Consider the following 21641-nt stretch of genomic DNA (forward strand, 5'->3'; position numbering starts at 1 on the left):
CGTTTTTTCAAATCTAATTCGCTATTAAATAAATACATAAGCAATGTCAAACGCAATAGGAAAAGTTTCACAGATCATCGGTCCGGTTGTTGACGTGGTGTTCAATACAAAAGAACATGAATTACCTAAAATTTATGATTCTTTGGAAATTGTAAAACAAGACGGCTCTAAGTTAATCCTTGAGGTTCAGTCACATATCGGAGAAGATTCCGTACGTACGATCTCGATGGATTCTACCGATGGATTGAGCCGCGGTACTACAGTTCAAGCTACTGGAGCGCCGATCCAAATGCCTATTGGGTCTGACATTTATGGTCGCTTATTTAATGTAGTTGGGGATGCTATCGATGGGTTAGGCGATTTGCCAAAAGAAGGTGCAAACGGAATGCCTATCCACAAAGCAGCTCCAAGATTTGACGAACTTTCTACTTCAACAGAAGTTTTGTTCACAGGGATTAAAGTAATCGATTTGATTGAGCCTTATGCAAAAGGGGGTAAAATTGGTTTGTTCGGGGGTGCCGGAGTAGGAAAAACCGTATTGATCCAAGAATTGATTAATAACATCGCTAAAGGTCACGGGGGTCTTTCTGTATTCGCAGGTGTAGGTGAACGTACCCGTGAAGGAAATGACTTGTTGCGTGAGATGTTGGAGTCGGGAATTATTAAATATGGTGACGATTTCATGCACTCTATGGAAAATGGAGGATGGGATTTGTCTAAAGTAGATAAAGCAGGAATGCGCGATTCAAAAGCGACATTCGTATTCGGTCAAATGAACGAACCACCTGGAGCTCGTGCTCGTGTGGCGTTGTCTGGTCTCTCAATTGCAGAATACTTCCGTGATGGAGCAGGTTCTGATCAAGGTAAAGACGTACTGTTCTTCGTAGACAACATCTTCCGTTTTACACAAGCGGGTTCTGAGGTGTCTGCGTTATTAGGACGTATGCCTTCTGCAGTAGGATACCAACCTACATTAGCTACCGAGATGGGGGCGATGCAAGAGCGTATTACTTCTACGAAAAAAGGTTCGATTACTTCAGTACAAGCGGTTTACGTACCTGCGGATGACTTAACGGATCCAGCGCCAGCAACAACGTTTGCTCACTTGGATGCCACTACCGTATTGTCACGTAAAATTGCGGAATTAGGGATCTATCCTGCGGTAGACCCACTTGATTCCACTTCACGTATCTTAACACCACTCATTTTAGGGGATGAGCACTACAACTGTGCACAACGTGTGAAAGAAATTCTTCAAAAATACAAACAATTACAAGACATTATCGCCATCTTGGGTATGGAGGAATTGTCTGAAGAAGATAAATTGGCCGTATCACGTGCACGTCGTGTACAACGATTCTTGTCGCAACCGTTCCACGTGGCGGAACAATTTACAGGTATCCCAGGGGTATTGGTAGATATTAAAGATACCATCAAAGGATTTAATATGATTATTGACGGGGAATTAGACCACTTGCCTGAAGCGGCTTTCAACTTGAAGGGAACTATCGAGGATGTGATCGAAGCAGGTCAAAAAATGTTAGCAGAAGCATAAATCAAGCGAAGCTTGATAAACTTCAAAAATAAAATCACAAATCCCAATTTGGAATTTGGAACTTTAAAATTGGGAATTTTAAATAAAAATTATGATTTTAGAAATAGTATCACCCGAAGCAACGTTGTTCAAAGGAGAAGTTACTTCAGTAACACTTCCTGGTGTAGATGGGTCCTTCCAACTCTTAAACAACCACGCTCCTATCGTTTCCATTTTGAAAGATGGTGCTGTGAAAATTACAGCGAGCGCCTTCAATTTTGACGAAACTGTAAAAGGTCGCTTTACCAAAATTAACGACCAAAACTACAGTCTAGCCATTACCTCGGGAACGATCGAAATGAAAGACAATAAAGTCATTGTATTAGCCGATTAATCCCGACTAATTCAAAATAAATAAAACCCGATGCAGCCTTGTATCGGGTTTTTTATTTAAAACCCCGCCTGCCTTGGTAGGTCGCCCTCCTCACGTCGGGAGGATGCCGCTGCGACCTGACTGCCGTAATGAGGAAGTTCCGGGCTAAATCCCGTATATTTGAACGATGAAATTTCCAAGTAAACTACAGCATAAGTTGCAAGAACGTCAGGACGAGAATGCCTTACGCCAGTTACCTGTATATGGAAATCGTATAGACTTTTCTTCCAACGATTATTTGGGATTTGCACAAAATAGTGCTTTGTTTGAGGCCGTACATGATTTTCTCACGGTTCGAAATTGCAAAGTCAATGGCGCTACAGGTTCGCGCCTTATCTCAGGAAATCATACCGTATATACCGAAACCGAAAAATTAATTGCTCAATTTCATCAAGCCGAATCAGCCCTAATATTTAATTCGGGCTATGATGCCAACGTAGGATTTTTTAGTGCCGTGCCCCAACGTGGCGATGTTATCTTGTATGACGAACTCTGTCATGCCTCCATTCGGGACGGACTCCAATTGAGTAAAGCCAAATCCTTTAAATTTAGTCATAATAATCCCGAAGATTTGCAAGGGCTATTGGAGAAATGGAACGCACAACGCACTGCTGAAAATCACTTCGATATCTATGTCGCCCTCGAAACCGTCTATTCCATGGATGGTGATACGCCGCCGCTGGAAGAAATGGTGCAACTGTGTGAACACCATAAGGCATTGCTGGTTGTTGATGAAGCCCATGCTTTGGGTGTCATGGGCGAATATGGCGAAGGAGTTGTACAGTATCTCAATCTACAATCCCGCATTTTTGCCCGAATCGTAACTTTTGGAAAAGGCTTGGGCTGTCACGGTGCTGCGGTATTGGGAAGTCAAGACTTACAAACCTACTTAGTCAATTTCGCCCGAAGTTTTATTTATACAACCGGTCTGTCCCCGCATGCTGTGGCTACCATCCATGTAGCGTATCAGTTTTTGCAACACGAACAGACCACTATCAAAGCCTTGCAAACGCGTATTGTGCACATGAATCAAGAGGTGAAGCGTCTCGGACTCCAACCGCTATTCGTGTATTCTAAGTCGGCGATTCACTGTGCCATTGTGCCCGGAAATGAAAAGGTGCGCCACGTAGCACAAACGCTTCAAGCGGCGGGTTTTGAGGTGAAACCCATTTTATCACCCACGGTTCCTGAAGGACAAGAACGCCTGCGTATTTGTTTGCATGCCTACACGCCTATGGAATCCATTACGGCTTTGCTGGAGTTGTTGGCGAGCTCGTTGTTTCAGTAGGAGCAGGAATTGCGGTAGGGACCTACCTATCGGCAGGCAAGTAGTAGCAAAGTGCCCTGCCTGAAGCTAGGAAGGCCGGCACTGCGAATAGCCCGGGCCGATGGCACCGCCCAAAATAATAAGCTTTCGTTAAAATTTGATGGGATTTTCCATTCACTTCCCGAACTTTGCCAAAAATTAAAGCTATGAAATTATTCATTACGGGAATTGGAACCGATGTGGGTAAAACCGTCGCAGCCGCCATCGTAACGGAAGCGCTAGAAGCCGATTATTGGAAGCCTGTTCAAGCGGGTGATTTGGAGGATAGCGACACGCATAAAGTCAGACGCCGCGTGTCCAATACCAGAACACAATTTCATCCGAATGCCTATGCGTTACACACCCCTGCGAGTCCCCACTTGGCCGCTTCATTGGACGGAATTACCATAGATATCGCACAAATTCAAGAGCCGAAAACAGATAATCATTTGGTGATTGAAGGAGCTGGCGGTGTTTTTGTACCGTTAAATGCGACAGATTGTGTGATTGATTTGATTCAGCCCGATTACCAAGTGATTGTGGTTTCCCGTCATTATTTGGGTAGCATCAACCATACCTTGTTGACGCTAGAAGCGTTGCAAGCACGAAAAATAAACATTGCAGGAATTATCTTTTCGGGGGACGAACACGAGCCTACCGAATCGATTATTTTACAAAAAACGAAGGTTCCCTTTTTGGGAAGAATTAATAACGAACCTTATTTTGACGAAAATGTGGTGCGCGATTATGCAGAGCAATTTCGTGCGACCTTGTTGAAGTTGGGTTAAGAAACAAGAAGAAAGAAACAAGAAGCAAGAAACAAGAGACAAGAAATTGGAGTTTACAAATAATTTCTTTCCTCTTTCTTCTTTTCTCTTTGCTCCAAAAAATATGAATTTATCCGAAAAAGACCAGCTGTACAACTGGCATCCGTATACACAGCATCAAACAGTAGGTTTGTTACCGGCGATTGTCAAAGGACAAGGCGCGGTGTTGTGGGATGAACACGGCAACGAATATTTAGACGCCATTGCTTCATGGTGGGTGAATCCGTATGGGCATTCCAATCCCGTGATGGCGGAGGCGATTTACAAGCAATTGACCACGCTAGAGCACGTGTTATTTGGCGGTTTTACCAATAAACCTGCGGTCGAATTGGCGGAGAAATTACTTTCGTTATTGCCTTCCAATCAAAAGAAAGTATTCTTTTCCGATAACGGTTCGACCGCTGTAGAAGTTGCCCTCAAAGCGGCGATGCAGTATTTTTATAATAAGAAAGAAGTTCGACGCCGAATTCTAGCCTTTGATGATGCCTTTCACGGCGACACTTTTGGAGCGATGGCATCCAGTGGTATTACCTTTTTTACCGAAGCCTTTCAAGGATCGCTCGTCGATGTCTACCGTATTCCAGTGCCGGTAGAAGGGCAAGAAGCCCATGCGTTACAAGTTTTAGAGGAACAATTAAAAACGGGTGAATTTGCCGCTTTTATTTTCGAGCCCTTATGCCAAGGTGCGGCGGGAATGGTGATGTATGCGCCCGAAGTTTTAGATCAAATGCTGGTCCTTTGTCGTAAATATGGGGTGTTTACGATTGCCGATGAAGTGATGACGGGTTTTGGTAAAACGGGAAAAAACTTTGCCTGTGATTATTTGACGGAGCAACCCGATATGCTGTGCCTGTCCAAAGCGTTGACGGGCGGCACGATTCCAATGGCAATTACGTCGTTTACCCAAGAAATCTTTGACGGATTTTTGGATACCGATGTGAACAAAGCGTTGTTTCATGGGCATACCTTTACGGCGAATCCAACGGGTTGTGCCGCAGCCTTGGCGAGTATTGGATTGTTAGAGTCGGCAGAAATGCAAGCCAACATACAGCGGATTCATGAACGGCATTTGGCTTTTGCCGAAAAAACGAACGCACATCCACGGGTAAAAACGACGCGGGTTTTGGGTGTTATTTTTGCTTTAGAGATAGCGCGAGAAGGGGTGGAGAGTTATTACGGAACGTTCCGAAACCGCTTGTATCAATTTTTTATTGAAAAGGGTGTGATTTTACGTCCAGTGGGGAATATCGTATATATTTTACCGCCCTATATCATAACTGATGATCAATTGGAAAAAGTCTATGAAGTGGTGGAAGCGGCGGTAGAAATCGACTAACTTTACAACTTTAATTTTTTACGTTGAAACACCGCATTTCCATAACTGCTTTAGCGACGGTATCTCCCTTAGGATCTTCCAAAGAAGACATTCGTGAAGCATATTCTTCGCGCGCAACTGCTATTCAAAAAAAGCGTTTGGGAACTCATGATTATTGGGTAGCTCCCTTGAGAGCAGCCGATCAAGCGCGATTAGAACAATTGCGGTTATCGGATGCGAAATACAAAAACCTAGATCCCTCGGTACTTATGGCCTTGGATGTGAGTCGCCGTGTAGTAGCACAAGCGGGTTGGGAGTCGGGGGAGGCGATAGGCATCAATATTGGTTCGTCCCGAGGTGCCACGCATTTGTGGGAACAGTACCACCGCGAATTTATCACGACCGGTAAAACGGCGACCTTGAGTTCGCCCACCACCACATTGGGCAATCTTTCGAGTTGGGTGGCCCATGATTTAAAATCTACCGGACCCGAAATATCCCATTCCATCACCTGTTCGACCGCTTTGCACGCCATTTTAAACGCGGTAGCTTGGATTGAATCGGGAATGGCGGCGAAGTTTATTGCGGGAGGTAGCGAGGCCCCGTTGACTCCATTTACTTTAGCACAAATGCAAGCGTTAAAAATCTATTCGCGGGAAACAGAAGGGTATCCGTGTAAGGCATTGGATTTAGATAAACTGCGCAATACGATGGTGTTGGGGGAAGGAGCTGGCGTGGTAGCTTTGGAGCGTCATAACGAAAATGCGTTGGCCTACATCACCGGAGTAGGGTATGCTACTGACGAATTGGAGCACAACATTTCCATTTCGGATGAGGCGGTTTGTTTTCAAAAGTCGATGCAAATGGCGATAGGGGATTTGCCTTTGTCGGAGATTGACGCCATCGTGATGCATGCGCCGGGCACTATCAAAGGCGATTTATCGGAATACAAAGCCATTCAAAAGGTTTTCGGTGAACAGTTACCGCTGTTAACGACGAATAAATGGAAAATGGGGCACACTTTTGGCGCTTCGGGTATTTTCAGTTTGGAACAGGCGCTGTTAATGCTACAGGACCAAACGTTTTTTGGAACACCATTTGGCGCTGATTTTAGTATTGTAAAACCGATGCGTAATATTCTAGTGAATGCGGTTGGATTTGGCGGCAATGCAGTGACGATTCGTATTTCAAAATAAAAAAACCGTCTAACTAAAGACGGTTCTTTTTTGTTAACAAAAAGCCCAATTTTTAATTAACGTACTTTTTTTTCTGTGACAACACTTTCGTCTGATAGAGTGATGCGAACAATGTAAATCTGATTCGAAAAGGGTAGAAATTCCGACTGGAAAACCGTGCTGTTAATTCCCTTTTGGCTGTATACTTTTTTCCCTAACAAATCAAACATTGCTACATTTGCGATGGATTCACGGGCACTTGAAATATGTAACATTCCCTCTTTTATGAAGGCCATGACCGTGTTGTCTGGGGTGAAAGTTCCTGTGTCTAATGCATTTCCATCGGTAAAACGCAATTCAAAACGGTTGTTATTTGTTCCGGCTTGTGTAATGGTAAATGAAAAGGCGCCCGCTTTAAGGTCATGATAGGTTTGCGTAGTGGTGTCGTATAAGTATACATTTTGATTTTGAAACAAACCGTCGAAATTGCTCAAACGAATTTGAAACGTTCCCGTTAGAGTCGATTGAAATCCAAGCGGCACGCGATCATTATCGTGAAAAGGGAGGGCTCGTCCCTGTATCGCCAACTCCGTAGCATTCAACAAGGAGTAAAATGATACTACGTTCCCGGCAGGAAGGGTTCTTCCATCATATTTAGAGTCCATACCTTGGGTCGCTCCTGTGATGTATCCTACCAAGAGCTCGCTGTATGCTCCTTGGGCATTGCTCAAGCTTAACCATACACGGTGTTTGTTCAAAACGGTACTTTGGGTAGTCACGCCTGATGTTCTAAAAAACTGATTGTTTTCACCCATAATACGCATGCTGTTGTTAAAGCGTGCAGTATAGGTTCCCGCCGGTAGTGCATCGTTGGCTTCGATGAAAAAGCCCTGTCCAGAAGCAATTCTGCCATTGGGGGTTGTACCACCAGTAATTGCTGGATCGGCAGTTTGAACGCCACCTGTCAAGTTGTACTTGGCATAGTCATCACTGGTATACACATAAATGTTTGTGCCGCTCACATTCGCAATTGCGGTGTTGTGTGTCCAAAGATAAATGGTTCCATTTACAATCGAATCGTTGGTGGGATCCATCAAAAAGGCATCAATATCTATTGCCGAAGGATACGGATTTCCTTTTAAATTAAATGTTGTCCCCGTTCCTTTCACGATGGTTGTAGAAACAATTCCATTGGTGGGTGTCCCGTTGAGAGATACACCAAAAATTTGGGGAGTATTGAAGTTAAGCGTATTTGGCGCTCGGAAAATATACCCTCTTCCTGACGTCATTACTGTGTTTACATTTTCCAAATTCCAATTATTAATGGTTGGATTAAAGGAGTAAAACATGGATTGGGGTGCCAGTTGCCCTAATGTTGTGTTTTGAATGGGACTCGAAAAGTAGGTGTAGTCAAATTGTTTTAGCGGGGTGGTGTTTCGTTTGAAGGTAATCGAACCTGAATTGATAGCGGCATCGTTAACTTGTACCAAGCTTCCATTATTTTCTACAATAAGACCGCCTGTAGTACTTACTTCAATTTCCTGTTGCGTACGAAGCGTTCGACCTGCGGGAATGGTCAAGGTTGCATTGGCGGCTATTTGACAAGAGCAAGCCTCCAAATCGGAAGTCAACGTATAGTTTGAGGCAATGAGTATCGGTGTTTTATCGGTTGGGGTTCCACTCCATGTACCATTAAAGACAACAGTGTCAGGTACAACAATGGCAAGTGGAGCGGTATTGACCACCAAACAATTTCCATTTTGAACCACGGCACGGAAATAGCGTGTGCTAGCGAATGTACCAATTTGAGCTGCCGATAAACTTGTATTTGTAACAGCAATATCGGTGACCCCAGAAGTAAATGCTGCATCAGCGGCATATTGCCATTTGATGACTGCACCTGTGTTTCCTGTTAACGTAATTTCAGAAACAGCAGTGTTTTTACAAATGGTGGTTGTTGGAGACGAAAGATTTCCTGCTACTGTGGTGGCGTTGACTGTAACAGTGGTAGTAACCGCAGCAGTAGTTACCCAACAAATGCTGTCGACTCTTCGTACCCAATAGGTCGTCGTTGTTGTAGGGGTAACCGTAAGTGAAGCGCTTGTTGCACCTGCAATTATATTTGCGCCTACCGTAGTACCGGTGCCCCATTGAAAGGCTCCAGTAGTTCCCATCGTACCTCCTGTAGCTGTAAGCGTTGTAGAAGTACCCTCACAAAGAACAGTAATTCCTGTAATGGCTGTTGGGGCTGTAGAGGGAATATTTGTATTGGTAAAAGTAACGCTGATATTGGAGAGGCCTCCGTTTTCGCGATTACGAATCTCCACGGTTGAGGTAGAGTCTAAGTAGTAGGTTCCAACAATGACATTGAAGTTTCCATTACCACTCCACGAGTTAGCAGACCAAACGAGTGTGTTGTTGATGTATAATTGCGCTACATCATCCCAATTTTGCATGGCTACGGTATAATTTCCACAAGGAAATCCGCGGCGTTTTGCTGTAAAGGTATGACTATCGGCAGGGACAGGACATCCATTCCAACCTGAAGCGCTAGAAGGAGAAGTGTTGTTTGCCCAACTATTGGTTCCGGTTTGGGTGTTGAAATTTAAAGTATTGGTCGTGTAAAATCCGAGGTATGTAGTAGTTCCTAAATTTACATCGGCTCCTGAGTACCCATAGACATTCCATGTGTTGGCTCCAAAAAGAGCTGGATTTCCTGGTGCTACTGCTGTGGGAAGTGTGAATGTAATTCCTGCGGTAAAGGCATTACACGAAGGATCAAAGCGACGAACCCAGTAGGTTGTTGTAGTGTTTGGACTCACAGTTATACTCGCCCCCGTTTGTCCACTGATAACATTTGACCCGATGGTTGTTCCTGTTCCCCACTGAAACGTTGACCCAGAAAGGGCTGTTCCTCCCGATGCGGTTAAGGTTACACTATTTCCAGGGCAGATAGCTGTTGCCGAAGGGGTAATGGTTGTAGGGGCTGTCGAACTCGGATTGACAGTTACGTTGTCGTGATGTGTCCCGAGTTGTTTGCTGGACAAGGCGCTGGATCGATGCGACGAACCCAATAGGTGGTAGTGGCTGTAGGATTCACATAAAGGGCGTTTCCAGTAGTGGTGGTAATGATGTTTGTACCCACAGCGCCTGTACCCCATTGAAAAACCGCTCCAGATCCATGCGTTCCACCTTGGGCAACCAATGTTGTTCCGCCTGCATTTTGACATAAGGCAGTTGGAGCATTGATAGCGGTTGGCGCTGTTGAGCTTGCGCAGGTGTTAAACGAATAACTTACTCTTGAAAGTCCAAATTTTTCATAATATTCCAAGACGATATTTACAGGACCATCCAAATAGACGACAGCACTTGTAGTTGTTCCATACGAGCGGTCACTCCAATTGTTGATAATAAACGTTGCTCCGCCATCCAAACTCAAACGATATCCATCGTCGCCTCCAACGGTAAAGGTATAATTGCCAGGAGTGAAAGTCCGTTGCATACGCATGCGAATGGCGAAGGTGTCACTGTAAGTTCCACAAATGTTGGGGCCAGCAATTGAGCCGCTTGCCAAATCATTATTGAACGTTTCGGGTAAGGTAAAAAAACCACGATACGTAGCAAACGGATTTGCGGGGGGATTTCCCGTATCCGTGTACGAGTAGACATACGCTCTCCACGATCCAGAGCCATAGAGGGCTGGATTTCCAGGAGGTGTTGGACATTGTGCGCTAAGATTTAGGTTAAAAAGAAGTGTTAAAAAAAACGACCAAAGGTGTAATGCTACAGATGATCTTTTTGTTTTCATGGGTAATTGAGGCATTTTTTGATTTTGACGTACTTTTTTAAAAGTCGACCAAAACTTGACAAAGTATCGACGAAATACACAAAAAAATCGATGAAATGCACGATTAACTTCGATTAACGAAAACGTTTTCGTATTCTTTAGTAGGAAATAAATACCTGAAAATGAGGTAAAAATAATTTTTTAGTACACAACAAGGTTAGGTTTAGAAGGCAAGTAAATACTTACAAGTTGAGTTGTAAGAAAATTAAACATTCTGCTCGTTAAGCCAATCCAGAATTCGGGAATGTTCCCATCCTTTCCGCAGAAGGTAATCACAAAATTTTTTCTTTTTTTTCAAAAGGTTGGGTTCATGAATTTGTTCCCAATTTTGGATAGCCAATTGTTCAAACGTCGTTTCGTAGGCCTCGGGGGAAATTGCTTTGAGGGCTTTTTGGATGAGTATTTCGGCGATTTGTCTCCCTTTCAGTTCGTTTTTTATGCGCACTTTCCCCCATTTTTTTTGGTGAAATTTACTTTGGGCAAAAACCATAGCGAACCGTTCTTCATTTAAGAAGTTGTTTTGAATTAAGGCCACAATAATTTCGTCCTTTTCTTGTGATGAAAGGGTGAACTCTTGAAGCTTTTGCCACACCTCTAGATGGCACCGTTCTTGGTAAGCGCAATAATATTCAAGTTTGGCCAATACTTCTTGAGCAGAAAGTCCTGATTTTGAGTGCAAAACCACGTAAAGTTACAATTGATTTGTTAATAATTTAGTAATACAAAGCTATTGAAATCCTGTGAATTAGCTGTAATTTTGTACGCTGAATTAACGTGAACTGATGACTAAGAAATTACTTTTCCTTTTTCTTTTTGTGGCTACTGTAATGCAAGGTCAAATGGTATTGACCAATGCAGCTCCTTCTTCAACTATTGATTTTTCTGCTTCAATGCAAGCAACGGTAGGAAATGGTGCTTTTACTGGATCTGGTTTTCAGGCCACCCCGGTTTCAGGCCAATTGAATTCCAATGCGTGGGCGGTAACAGGTTGGAGTAATGGTGCTTTGTTGTTTGGAGGCACCCAAACTACTGCTGCGACGGATTACACTCGTGGAGCTACTGCAGTGGCTGTCACAACTGGAGGTATGTATACCTATACTGGTGCGCCACAATCGGTTGCTAATCCCTGTTTGATGATTCAACCTGGTGGAAGTGATTTTGCACCCGGTACGTTAACATTACGTATTCAAAATAACGGGACAACTAATATTACTGATTTAGCTTTATCGTATAATTTGTTTGTACGAAATGATCAAGGTCGTTCGAATAGCTTTAACTTTTCGTATTCTATTGATGATGCAGCCTATACCGCTGTTGGAGCCTTAGATTATACTTCTTTAGTTGCTGCCGATGCTTTAGGTTGGGTACAAGTGGGAACTTCTCCCTCAAGAAGCACAACGATTACAGGATTAAATATTGCGCCTGGAAGTTACATTTATCTTCGTTGGTCAAGTGCTGACATTGGTGGAACTGGCTCTAGAGATGAGTTTGGATTGGATGATATTTCGTGTACAGCCACTTTCATCACTCCGTGTACTCCCCCCGCCAATCCAACCGGTACAATTACGGGAACCACACCGGCTTGTGGGTCGACAACGCTAACCTTCACCGGAACCGCTACTGCACCGGTAGTCAATTATTGGCAAACCACGCCAACAGGTACGTCGACGGCAAACAATGCGGCAACCCCTTTGAATGTAACCACTAGCGGAACGTATTATGTGCGTGCATTTAATTCCGCTACCTCGTGTTGGTCCACCGGAAACGTGGCTTCCGCTGCCATTACCATAGTTCCTGCGGTAAACATTACTACACAGCCTGCCAGTCAAACCGTTCAATCGTTAACCAATACGGTGTTTACGGTTGCTGCTTCCAATGCCGTTTCGTATCAATGGCAAGTGTCAACCGACGGAGGGACCACTTGGACGAATTTAACCAATGGAGCTCCCTATGCTAATGTGATCAATTCTACCCTGAATATTAATGCTACTCCATCCTCATTAAATGGGTATCGCTATCGTTGTGTGGTAACAGGAACGGCGCCCTGTGCTGCTGTTAATTCTAATGCAGCCATACTAACTGTAGCCACACCAATCGTAGCTTTAGCCAATATGGGAACACAAGTTCCGGCAGCCTTTGTTTCTCAAGGCACGGTGGATCACGTTTTACACCGTTTTCAACTTACCGTAAGCAGTTCCAATGCGACGCTAAACGGACTTCAAGCGATTCCTGTTACAGGGACATACGCTGCTGCCGATATTGTGAATCTTAAAGTTCGCTACTCCTTGGATAACATTTTGGATGCAGGCGATGCAACTTTATGTACCTTGACTGCTCCAGGAGTGGCTGGAAATAAAAACTTCACACCCTTTACGTCAACCGTAATCAATGCAGGAACCGTTGGCTATTTATTTATTACCGCTGATTTTTCAGCAACGGCCACCCTTGGCAACACCATTGGTGTAAACGGTTTTAACAATGTAGGGGCTAACCTTATTTTCTTCGGAGGTGTTGCGCGCAGTGGAAATACAACCAATAGCGGCTTGCAAACCATTGCCCCTTCTGCGCCCAATCTTCCTGCAACATTTTCTCGCGGTTGCTCGAGCAATACGACGCAAGTCTTGAATTGGTCAGCGCCTCTCACCGGTCCTTTCGATGGGTATATCATAGTTGCCCGTCAAGGGGGATTAAATCCGCATGCGGTGACGAGTTTGGTAGCTTCAACACAACCCTTCAACACCGATTTTTCGTTGGCACCCACCTATGGCAGCACGGCACCACTTTCGCGTGTCGTCTATATTGGTACGGGAACTACAGCCACGATAACTGGATTGACAGCAGGAGCAACCTATGTTTATGAAATTTATACGTACCGTAACAACGGCCCCACCAATACTGTTTTTTCAACAACCCCTCGTTCGCTTACGCAAATTGCCGCTTTGAGTAATGTTAGTAATGCTATCGCAACACCAGGAAATACTACGGGCTTAATCGGTTGGGCTAATCCCAATGCGCTTTGTTTTGACCAAGTTTTGGTAGTAGTCACCGCGGCTCCTGGTATTACATTTGCCCCAACTGGCGATGGAAGTGCGTATACGGCCAACCCAGCTTTTACAGCGTTCAATCAAGTTGTCTATGCCTCCAGCGGAAACAATGTAAATATCACAGGATTGACCAATGGTGTTACCTATTATATTGAACTATTTGTGCGTAGTGGAACCGATTGGAGTTCGGGAGTCGAGGTCGCATTAACGCCTTTGAACATTGTTCCAACGGTATTAAAAACAGGAGACTTGTTGTTGATTGCTTATGATAATACAACCTCAGGCGCCGATGATGCGATACGACTTTTATCTTTAGTAGACATCAATCCGGGAACGACTTTTATTTGGGCCAATGCCACCTATGAAACAGGAGGGATGCCAGCAGCCAATGTTCGCACCGACAAATGGTACAGTTGTACTGCAGCCCCCGATGGAAATTTACCCTTTTTAGAGTTTACCTACACGGGAACAACCCCTATACCAGCGGCTTCTGTGTTTTGTATCAATACGGTCAGTGCAGGAACGGGTTCGACTATTTCAGTAGTTGATGGTTCAGGAGCAACTTATAATTCATTCACTATTTCTGGACGAAATGCAGATGGTACAACCTTAACCAGTCACGGTAGTGTTAACGTATCGAGTTCAGCTCCCGATTCCATGTTTTTGTTGCAAGGATTTTTTACCTACGACATAACAGGTTCAACCTTTACAGGCACCGTTCTTTCTGGTGTGCAAGATGGGGGTGTGTGGTATGAATTGACCGATAATTTAACAGCCATTAGTGGCAATAATTTCCGCAGGTCTCGAAAACATCCGCAGCTAATTTGTGCTTCTTTACAAGCCAACACGACCACCGGAGCCTATGAAGTAAGTTACAATACTTCTTCAACCACATTTACTACGGGAAGCAGACCTTACTTGATTGGGTCTGTCTTAAATTATACGACCAATTGGACAACAACTTTAGGTACATGTCCTTCAAACTCTCCGTTTGTAATCACCGCAGCAGATCCTTTTAACAAATGGACGGGAGCTTTGAACACCAATTGGTTTGATTGTAATAACTGGGCACTTTTATCGGTTCCCGATGAGTTAACCGATGTGGTGATTGATGCAACTTCAGGAAATGATGCCATTATTGATTATACAGCAGCCAATTCGGATACTTTTTCTGATATCGCCAAGTGTAAAGACTTGACCATTTCAGGGCGTCGTGTTCAAATTCAAGGAAATGCGTTAAATCGACTGGAGGTCTATGGAAATCTTAGTGTTTCAGGAACTGGAATAGTGGATATGGATGACAGTAATTCGAGCACCGCAGATGGGAATTTATACCTATATGGTAATTGGACCAATGCGGCTTCAGCGGCTCAATTCCAGGAAGGAAACGGAACAGTTCACTTTGTTGGGAGCGCTCCGCAAGTTATCAACGGGAATGTACATACTAATGTAGAGCAGTTTTATAATGTAGTTTTGGACAATGATTTTAACACGAATACTTCCAATAATTTATTTGCCCAAGGAAATCTAGAAGTCAAGTTGAATAAAATTCTGACCATCGGCGCTGATGACTATGTTTTTGCGTTTAATAAACTGACGTTAGATGGAATTTTAAACATTAACAATACGGGGCAATTGATACAAATCAATGAGACAGATACCAACGATGGGGATTATTCAGGGACAAAATTCCGAATGGATCGTACCACTTTAGCTCGCAATTATGATTATGTGTATTGGAGTGCTCCAACCGAGAATGTGGCTGTAAATTCGTTACCCAATGCCTTGCGTTACGAATGGAATCCAACCTTTGCAAATTCCAATGGTACACTAGGAAACTGGCTTGGAGCTTCGGGAACGATGGTGCGCGGAAAAGGCTATATCGCTCGTGCTTCCAATGGGGCAGCTACGGCAACTCCTTTAACAGCCACCTTTACCGGCAAACCGCATAACGGTCAGTTTACTACTCCTATTTCACGCGGAAACTATGATGGTCCTGATTATGATGCTGATCTTACAAATCCGGATAATTTTGATACCACACGTTTTGATGACAATTGGAATTTAGTCGGAAATCCGTACCCTTCAGCGATTGATGCCGAAGAGTTTTTGGTATTGAATCAAACGAAAATTGAGGGTTCCATTTGGGTTTGGAAATACGGTTTAGCCCCAACCTCGACAACCAGTCCGTTTTACAACAACTTCCAATACAATTATTGGACTTCAGATTATATCAAATACAACGGGTTGGGTTCGACAGAGCCTGACTCATTTGCTGGAAAAATTGGAGCAGGGCAAGGATTTATGGTCAACATGTTGCATACAGCTGCTACGCCAAATACGCTTGCTTTTGAAAATAGTCTTCGTGCGGATGCCTTGTTGATGCCCTATGATAATACCGATTTTTACCGAAATGCACAATGGCTTTCCAATCAGAAACACCGCATATGGTTGGATATCGTCAATACCACCAACGGAAATTCGGAACGCACTTTGGTAGGATATGCGAGTCAAGCCACTAACGGTCGCGATCATTTGTATGATTGTATTCATAAAATCACGGGAGAATTGAGTATTTACTCTCTATTACAAGATGAGCCTTTCTCGATTCAAGGAAAAAGTCTTCCTTTTACAGGGAATGATCGTGTACCTTTGGGTGTTTATGTGAATACATCCGGAACGTACGCCATTGCGTTGTATAAAACGGATGGATTGTTTGCAGGTCAGCAACCGATTTATTTAGAAGATAAAGTTACAGGCGTTTTTCATAATTTAAAAAACAGCCCATACACAGTAACATTGCCCAAAGGCGAATTAAACACTCGTTTTGTATTGCGCTACGCGATTCCAGGTAATCCTAATCTGAATGTTGATTCTGTTGCGTATGAGGCTACAATAAAGGTAGTAGCGCAACAAAGAGTTGTTTCCGTGCAAGCCGAAGAAACTATTAAAGAGGTTATGGTTTATGATTTACAAGGCCGATTGCTTACACATTTGACAGCGGTTCACGATGTAAAAGCACAAACGAACCCCATTGAAGTGGAACAACAAACCTTGATTGTGAAAATTGTATTAGAGTCTGGCGCTGTAATGACGCAAAAGGTAGTATTATAAATTTAAACAATAGAAACAAAAAAGTCCCGAGTTTATCGGGACTTTTTTTGTTATTTACCTTTGATAGAAGCTTTAACGTTGCGTTCTATATTATGTCCTGGACGTGACCATTTTGGTTTTTCACCCAGCGGTTGGTATTGAGAATCTTCAGCTTCCACGGTCTGTGGTTGCATAAGTTTGATAAACGGTTTTTGGGGTTGTAATCCAAGGGTTTCAAACATTTTCATGTCCTCATTAACATCCGGATTGGGGGTAGTCAATAATTTATCTCCCGCAAAAATTGAGTTTGCACCCGCAAAGAAACACATGGCCTGACCTTCACGTGACATTTCAGTTCGTCCCGCCGATAAGCGGACTTGTGTTTCAGGCATGACAATACGTGTCGTGGCTACCATACGAATCATTTCCCAAATTTCTACTGGTTTTTGATCTTCCAAAGGGGTTCCTTCTACAGCGACAAGCGCATTGATTGGCACGGATTCAGGTTGCGGATTCAAACGAGCCAGTGCCACCAACATCCCCGCTCGGTCTTCTACACTTTCGCCCATTCCGATAATACCGCCACTGCAAACCGTTACGTTGGTTTTTCGTACGTTTTCAATCGTTTTCAAACGGTCTTCAAAGCCTCGTGTGGAAATAACTTCTTTGTAATATTCTTCAGAGGTGTCTAGATTATGGTTGTATGCATAGAGCCCTGCTTCAGCCAAACGCAAAGCTTGATTTTCCGTAAGCATCCCCAAAGTACAACACACTTCCATATCCAATTTGTTGATGGTACGCACCATTTCCAATACTTGGTCAAATTCGGGACCGTCTTTCACATTGCGCCAAGCAGCACCCATACAAACACGAGAAGAACCCGCGGCTTTTGCACGAAGGGCTTGTGCTTTTACTTGAGTGACACTCATCAAATCATTACCTTCAATATCGGTATGATACCGCGCAGCTTGAGGACAGTAGCCACAATCTTCAGGGCACCCACCCGTTTTTATGGATAATAAGGTTGAAACTTGAACTACATTGGGATCGTGATGTTTGCGATGCACAGTGGCCGCTTCATACATCAAATCCATGAAAGGTTTATGGTAAATGGCCAAAATTTCTTCTTTGGTCCAATTGTGTCTTATTTCACTCATAGCGTGACAATTTTAGAATTCAAAAGTAACGATTTCCCTTCATTGGGCAATAGTTATTTCGGAAGGTTTTGGAAGTACGCAAGGGCTTGCTCTTTGTCGCTGATAATCTGATTTTTAAGAGCATCCAGCGAGTCAAATCGTTGTTCCTCTCGAAGAAATGTTAGAAATTCCAACGTAAGTTTGGCATTGTATATTTCCTGAGAAAAATCAAAAAGATGTACTTCTATTGTTTGAGAAGTGCCCGAAATGGTAGGACGGGTGCCGATATTTAAAACCCCCGAATAGTAACGGTTGTCATAAGAGACGCGCACCACATAAACTCCATTTTTTGGAATAAGTTTTTCAGCACAACAAGGTTGTAGGTTGGCCGTTGGGAATCCCAGTGTACGGCCTAATTGTTGACCTTTTACTACAGTACCCGATAGCGTGTAAGGATGTCCTAAATAGTTTTGAGCAGTGCTACAATCACCGTTTTCCAAGGCTTTGCGAATCTTAGTAGAACTAATTGTTATTGCATTAACTTCTTCGGCTGTGATTTGAACTACTTCAAAGCCAAATTCCAAACCGAAACGTGTTAAATCATCAATATTTGCCGTGCGATTTTTTCCAAAACGATGGTCGTACCCGATAACAATTTTTTTGAGATTAAATTTTTTGACCAAAATATCAGTAACAAATTCCTCGGCAGTTAATTGTGAGAACGCTTTGTCAAAGGGATGAATAACGAGATGATCTATCCCCGCATGCTGTATCAAGTTTGATTTTTCATCAATGCAACTGAGTAAGCGCATGGGTGTATTTGTTTGTAACACCGATCGCGGATGCGGATGGAACGTGAGCACGACACTCTCTAATACCATGGTTTTTGCCGCTTCTTTTATTTTATTAAGAATCTTCGTATGGCCCAAATGAACCCCGTCAAAAGTACCCAGTGTAAGCACTGTGCCTTTTGTTTGGGGAAAATCAGTAATGTTGGAATAGGTTTTCAAGTGCAATAAAATCGGCACAAAGGTAGTTGATTTTTGCGTTTAATAACTATAACCCGTTGAATTCACATTTGGAATGTCAAATTCGTAAAAATTCGTTTATATTTGTTAGCTATTATAACCAATCTAATTAAAATGAAAAAAATTTTATTACTTTCTATTTTTTTCCTTGGCTTGGCGGGAATGAATGCACAAACTGGTCGTTATTGGTCAGTAGCACAACCCGGTAAAGACATAGAACGAGCTAAGGGAACATTCAGAAGTACATTTCCTAAGCAGTATGATTTGTATACACTGAATTTTGATCAATTAAAAAACAGATTGATGACAATTGTCGATCAGCCTGGCACTACTTGTGTTATTACACTTCCGAATGCACAAGGTAAATTAGAGGATTTTGTGGTAAATGAGGCGTCCAACTTTGAGGCTGATTTGCAAGCACAATTTCCTGATATTCGCGCTTTTTCTGGTAAAAGTACGCTAGACCCCACGGCCTATATGAAGTTGAGTATTGGTGCAAGAGGGATAAAAACCGTTGTATTTAGGGCAGGTGCTTCCAGTGAATTTATGGAGCCTTTTTCTGCCGATGGAACAATCTATGTGGTTTATAATAAGGCCAATAACGGTCCTAAACCCGCTTGGAAATGTGACGTATTAGATGATGAATTTGGTGGATTAGCAAATCCTTCCAATAGAAACTCTGGTGGTAATGTTGTGATGGCTAGCAATGGTGTTTTGAAAACAATGCGTTTGGCACAATCCTGTACAGCAGAGTACTCCAATTATTTCGGAGCCACTAGTGCAGCTCAAGTTAATTTGGTTTTGGATGCCTTCAATGAAACCATGACGCGTGCTAATGGATGTTATGAGAAAGATTTAGGTGTTCACCTAAACATTGTTGCTGAATCTACGAATGTGATTTTCTATAATGCGGCAACAGACCCATATTCAGCAGCTGCTACTGGAGCAGCAGGAGCTTGGAATTTAGAACTTCAAAATACACTAAGTACGCGATTGACAGGCACAGGAACAACGCTGGCAGCTAACAATGCGGCATATGATATCGGACATTTATTCGGAGCGTCTGGAGGAGGAGGAAATGCAGGTTGTATTGGATGTGTTTGTAATGATGATACAGCAAGTACCTCTGACCGTAATAAAGGAAGTGGATACACTTCTCCAAGCGATGGAATTCCGGAGGGCGACACATTCGATATTGACTATGTAGTACACGAAGTAGGCCATCAATTAGGCGCTAATCATACTTTCACCCATGCTAATGAAGGTTCTGGTGTGAATGTAGAGGTTGGTTCGGGCGTTACTATTATGGGTTATGCTGGAATCACGGATTACAACGCTGCAAACAATTCAATAGATTCCTATCATGCTTTATCTATTTCACAGATTCAAAGCAATTTGAATAACAAAACATGTCCAGTGACTACTCCTCTTGCTGGAGCTAATGCTACACCAACTGCCAATTCTGGGGGTAATTTTACCATTCCAAGAAGTACTCCATTTATGTTAATCGGTTCCGGAGCTGATGCCGACGGGGATGCTTTAACGTATAGTTGGGAGCAAGTTAATGTAGATACAGCAGGGGCTTTTACGGGTCCAAATAGTGTCGCTTCGGTTGGTAAAACAGGTGGCCCCAATTGGATTAGTAATTCACCCTCTACTTCACCCATCCGTTATTGTCCAGTACTTCCCACTGTTTTCGCGGGGGGTCAAACTACTGCTGGAAACGCAGGGATCAATGTTGAGGCATTGAGTTCTGTCGGTCGAAACTTAGTATTTCGTTTAACAGTGAGAGATAATGCTACGTATGTTCCTAATGTTAAAGTAGGTCAAACTAATATTGCCAATGCTACCATTACTGTGGATGCAACAAGAGGTCCGCTAACTGTTACCTCTCAAAATACGAGTGGTATTTCCTATACTTTAGGTTCAACACAGTCGGTAACTTGGGATGTAAACAATACAAACACCATTACAGGAGGAGCCAACGTTGATATTATGATTACCACCGATAATGGGGCAACTTGGACAACATTATTGGCGGGGACACCTAATGACGGTGCTGCCGATGTAGTTATGCCTTCAACTCCAGCCGTAAATTGTCGTTTGATGGTAAAAGCGAGTAATAATATTTTCTTTAATGTAAACTCAAATAATTTCTCTGTAGGGTTTATCGTTACTACAGTTTGTAACACGTATACCAATACAACTCCTGTGTCGATCCCAGATGGTTTAGGTGCAAATTCACCTGGCCCTATTGTAAATAGTACAATTAATGTCCCGCTAACTGGAAATATTTCGGATGTAAACGTGTCATTGAATGTTACTCATACTTATCCGCAAGATTTGGTTTTCCAATTGGTACACCCAAACACGACTACTTTTGTAAATGTATGGAACAGAGCCTGTGCTGGCAATGATAACTTTAATGTTACTTTGAGTGACGGTTCACCTGCTTTTACATGTGTGGCGAATATGACAGGTACATTTGCACCTTCTAGTCCATTATCAGCATTTAACAATTTGCCTGCTAGTGGTACTTGGACTATGTTTGCAAGAGATTTTTTTAATGTAGATATAGGAAGTTTGAACAGTTGGGCTATAGAAGTTTGTACCTCTCAAGTTCAATTGAATAATGAAACATTTACGCTTGATAATTTGGTTGTATATCCTAATCCAAACAATGGAGTGTTTACGGTGAGATTCTATCCTACATCCACTGACATTGCTGTTTCAGTTCACGATATCCGTGGCCGAGAAGTATACAATCGAGCGTATTCAAATGCAACAATCTTTGATGAGTCAATTAATGTTGGAACTATTGAAGCTGGAGTTTACCTCGTTACAGTAAAAGATGGTGCAAAAAAAGAAGTACGTAAAATCGTAATTCGATAATTTAGCTCTCT

The 21641-nt window shown here is 43.0% G+C and carries 13 protein-coding genes; 8 read left to right on the top strand and 5 right to left on the bottom strand.

Features of this window, described 5'->3' with window-relative positions; all coding sequences use genetic code 11:
- Nucleotides 1-43: 43 nt before the first annotated feature.
- The 6 genes from atpD (at nt 44) to O9316_RS06350 (ending at nt 6611) form a co-directional block, all read left to right on the top strand.
- Entirely contained in the window at nt 44-1555 is a 1512-nt protein-coding gene (gene atpD, locus O9316_RS06325; protein ID WP_298204232.1) for a F0F1 ATP synthase subunit beta, read from the top strand.
- A gap of 91 nt (nt 1556-1646) precedes the next feature.
- Complete coding sequence (locus O9316_RS06330; RefSeq protein ID WP_298204233.1) at nt 1647-1928, top strand: F0F1 ATP synthase subunit epsilon; 282 nt, start codon at nt 1647-1649, stop codon at nt 1926-1928.
- A gap of 166 nt (nt 1929-2094) precedes the next feature.
- Nucleotides 2095-3255: an 8-amino-7-oxononanoate synthase gene (locus tag O9316_RS06335; RefSeq protein WP_298204234.1), complete on the top strand. Its 1161-nt coding sequence runs from the start codon at nt 2095-2097 to the stop codon at nt 3253-3255.
- Between the two features lie 185 nt (nt 3256-3440).
- Complete coding sequence (bioD, locus tag O9316_RS06340; protein WP_298204235.1) at nt 3441-4061, top strand: dethiobiotin synthase; 621 nt, start codon at nt 3441-3443, stop codon at nt 4059-4061.
- Nucleotides 4062-4164: 103 nt separating this feature from the next.
- Nucleotides 4165-5436, top strand: a complete 1272-nt coding sequence (bioA, locus tag O9316_RS06345; RefSeq protein WP_298204236.1) for an adenosylmethionine--8-amino-7-oxononanoate transaminase — start codon at nt 4165-4167, stop codon at nt 5434-5436.
- A gap of 23 nt (nt 5437-5459) precedes the next feature.
- Nucleotides 5460-6611, top strand: coding sequence for a beta-ketoacyl synthase N-terminal-like domain-containing protein (locus O9316_RS06350; protein WP_298204237.1), 1152 nt, complete (start codon nt 5460-5462; stop codon nt 6609-6611).
- Between the two features lie 56 nt (nt 6612-6667).
- Here the strand turns inward: O9316_RS06350 and O9316_RS06355 are convergent, their stop codons facing one another.
- From O9316_RS06355 to O9316_RS06365, 3 genes are all read right to left on the bottom strand, one after another.
- The gene (locus tag O9316_RS06355) at nt 6668-9637 is read right to left on the bottom strand and encodes a hypothetical protein (RefSeq protein ID WP_298204238.1); all 2970 of its coding nucleotides are present in this window, start codon (nt 9635-9637) and stop codon (nt 6668-6670) included.
- A complete protein-coding gene (locus O9316_RS06360; protein WP_298204239.1) occupies nt 9598-10398 on the bottom strand; it encodes a hypothetical protein in 801 nt (266 codons plus the stop codon). Before O9316_RS06360 ends, O9316_RS06355 begins: the two co-directional genes overlap by 40 nt.
- Before the next feature lie 244 nt (nt 10399-10642).
- On the bottom strand, nt 10643-11116 hold the full coding sequence (locus O9316_RS06365; protein WP_298204240.1) for a regulatory protein RecX: 474 nt from the start codon (nt 11114-11116) through the stop codon (nt 10643-10645).
- A 103-nt stretch (nt 11117-11219) separates the two neighbouring features.
- Between O9316_RS06365 and O9316_RS06370 the strand changes: the two genes are divergently transcribed.
- A complete protein-coding gene (locus O9316_RS06370; RefSeq protein WP_298347070.1) occupies nt 11220-16595 on the top strand; it encodes a hypothetical protein in 5376 nt (1791 codons plus the stop codon).
- A 50-nt stretch (nt 16596-16645) separates the two neighbouring features.
- On the opposite strand, the gene bioB is transcribed toward O9316_RS06370, so the two are convergent.
- Complete coding sequence (gene bioB, locus O9316_RS06375) at nt 16646-17731, bottom strand: biotin synthase BioB (RefSeq protein WP_298204242.1); 1086 nt, start codon at nt 17729-17731, stop codon at nt 16646-16648.
- Between the two features lie 53 nt (nt 17732-17784).
- A complete protein-coding gene (locus O9316_RS06380) occupies nt 17785-18738 on the bottom strand; it encodes a bifunctional riboflavin kinase/FAD synthetase (protein WP_298204243.1) in 954 nt (317 codons plus the stop codon).
- A 114-nt stretch (nt 18739-18852) separates the two neighbouring features.
- Between O9316_RS06380 and O9316_RS06385 the strand changes: the two genes are divergently transcribed.
- The gene (locus tag O9316_RS06385; protein ID WP_298204244.1) at nt 18853-21630 is read left to right on the top strand and encodes a reprolysin-like metallopeptidase; all 2778 of its coding nucleotides are present in this window, start codon (nt 18853-18855) and stop codon (nt 21628-21630) included.
- Nucleotides 21631-21641 lie beyond the last annotated feature (11 nt).

Origin of the sequence: Flavobacterium sp., from assembly GCF_027533505.1 — a bacterium.
Taxonomy (GTDB): domain Bacteria; phylum Bacteroidota; class Bacteroidia; order Flavobacteriales; family Flavobacteriaceae; genus Flavobacterium.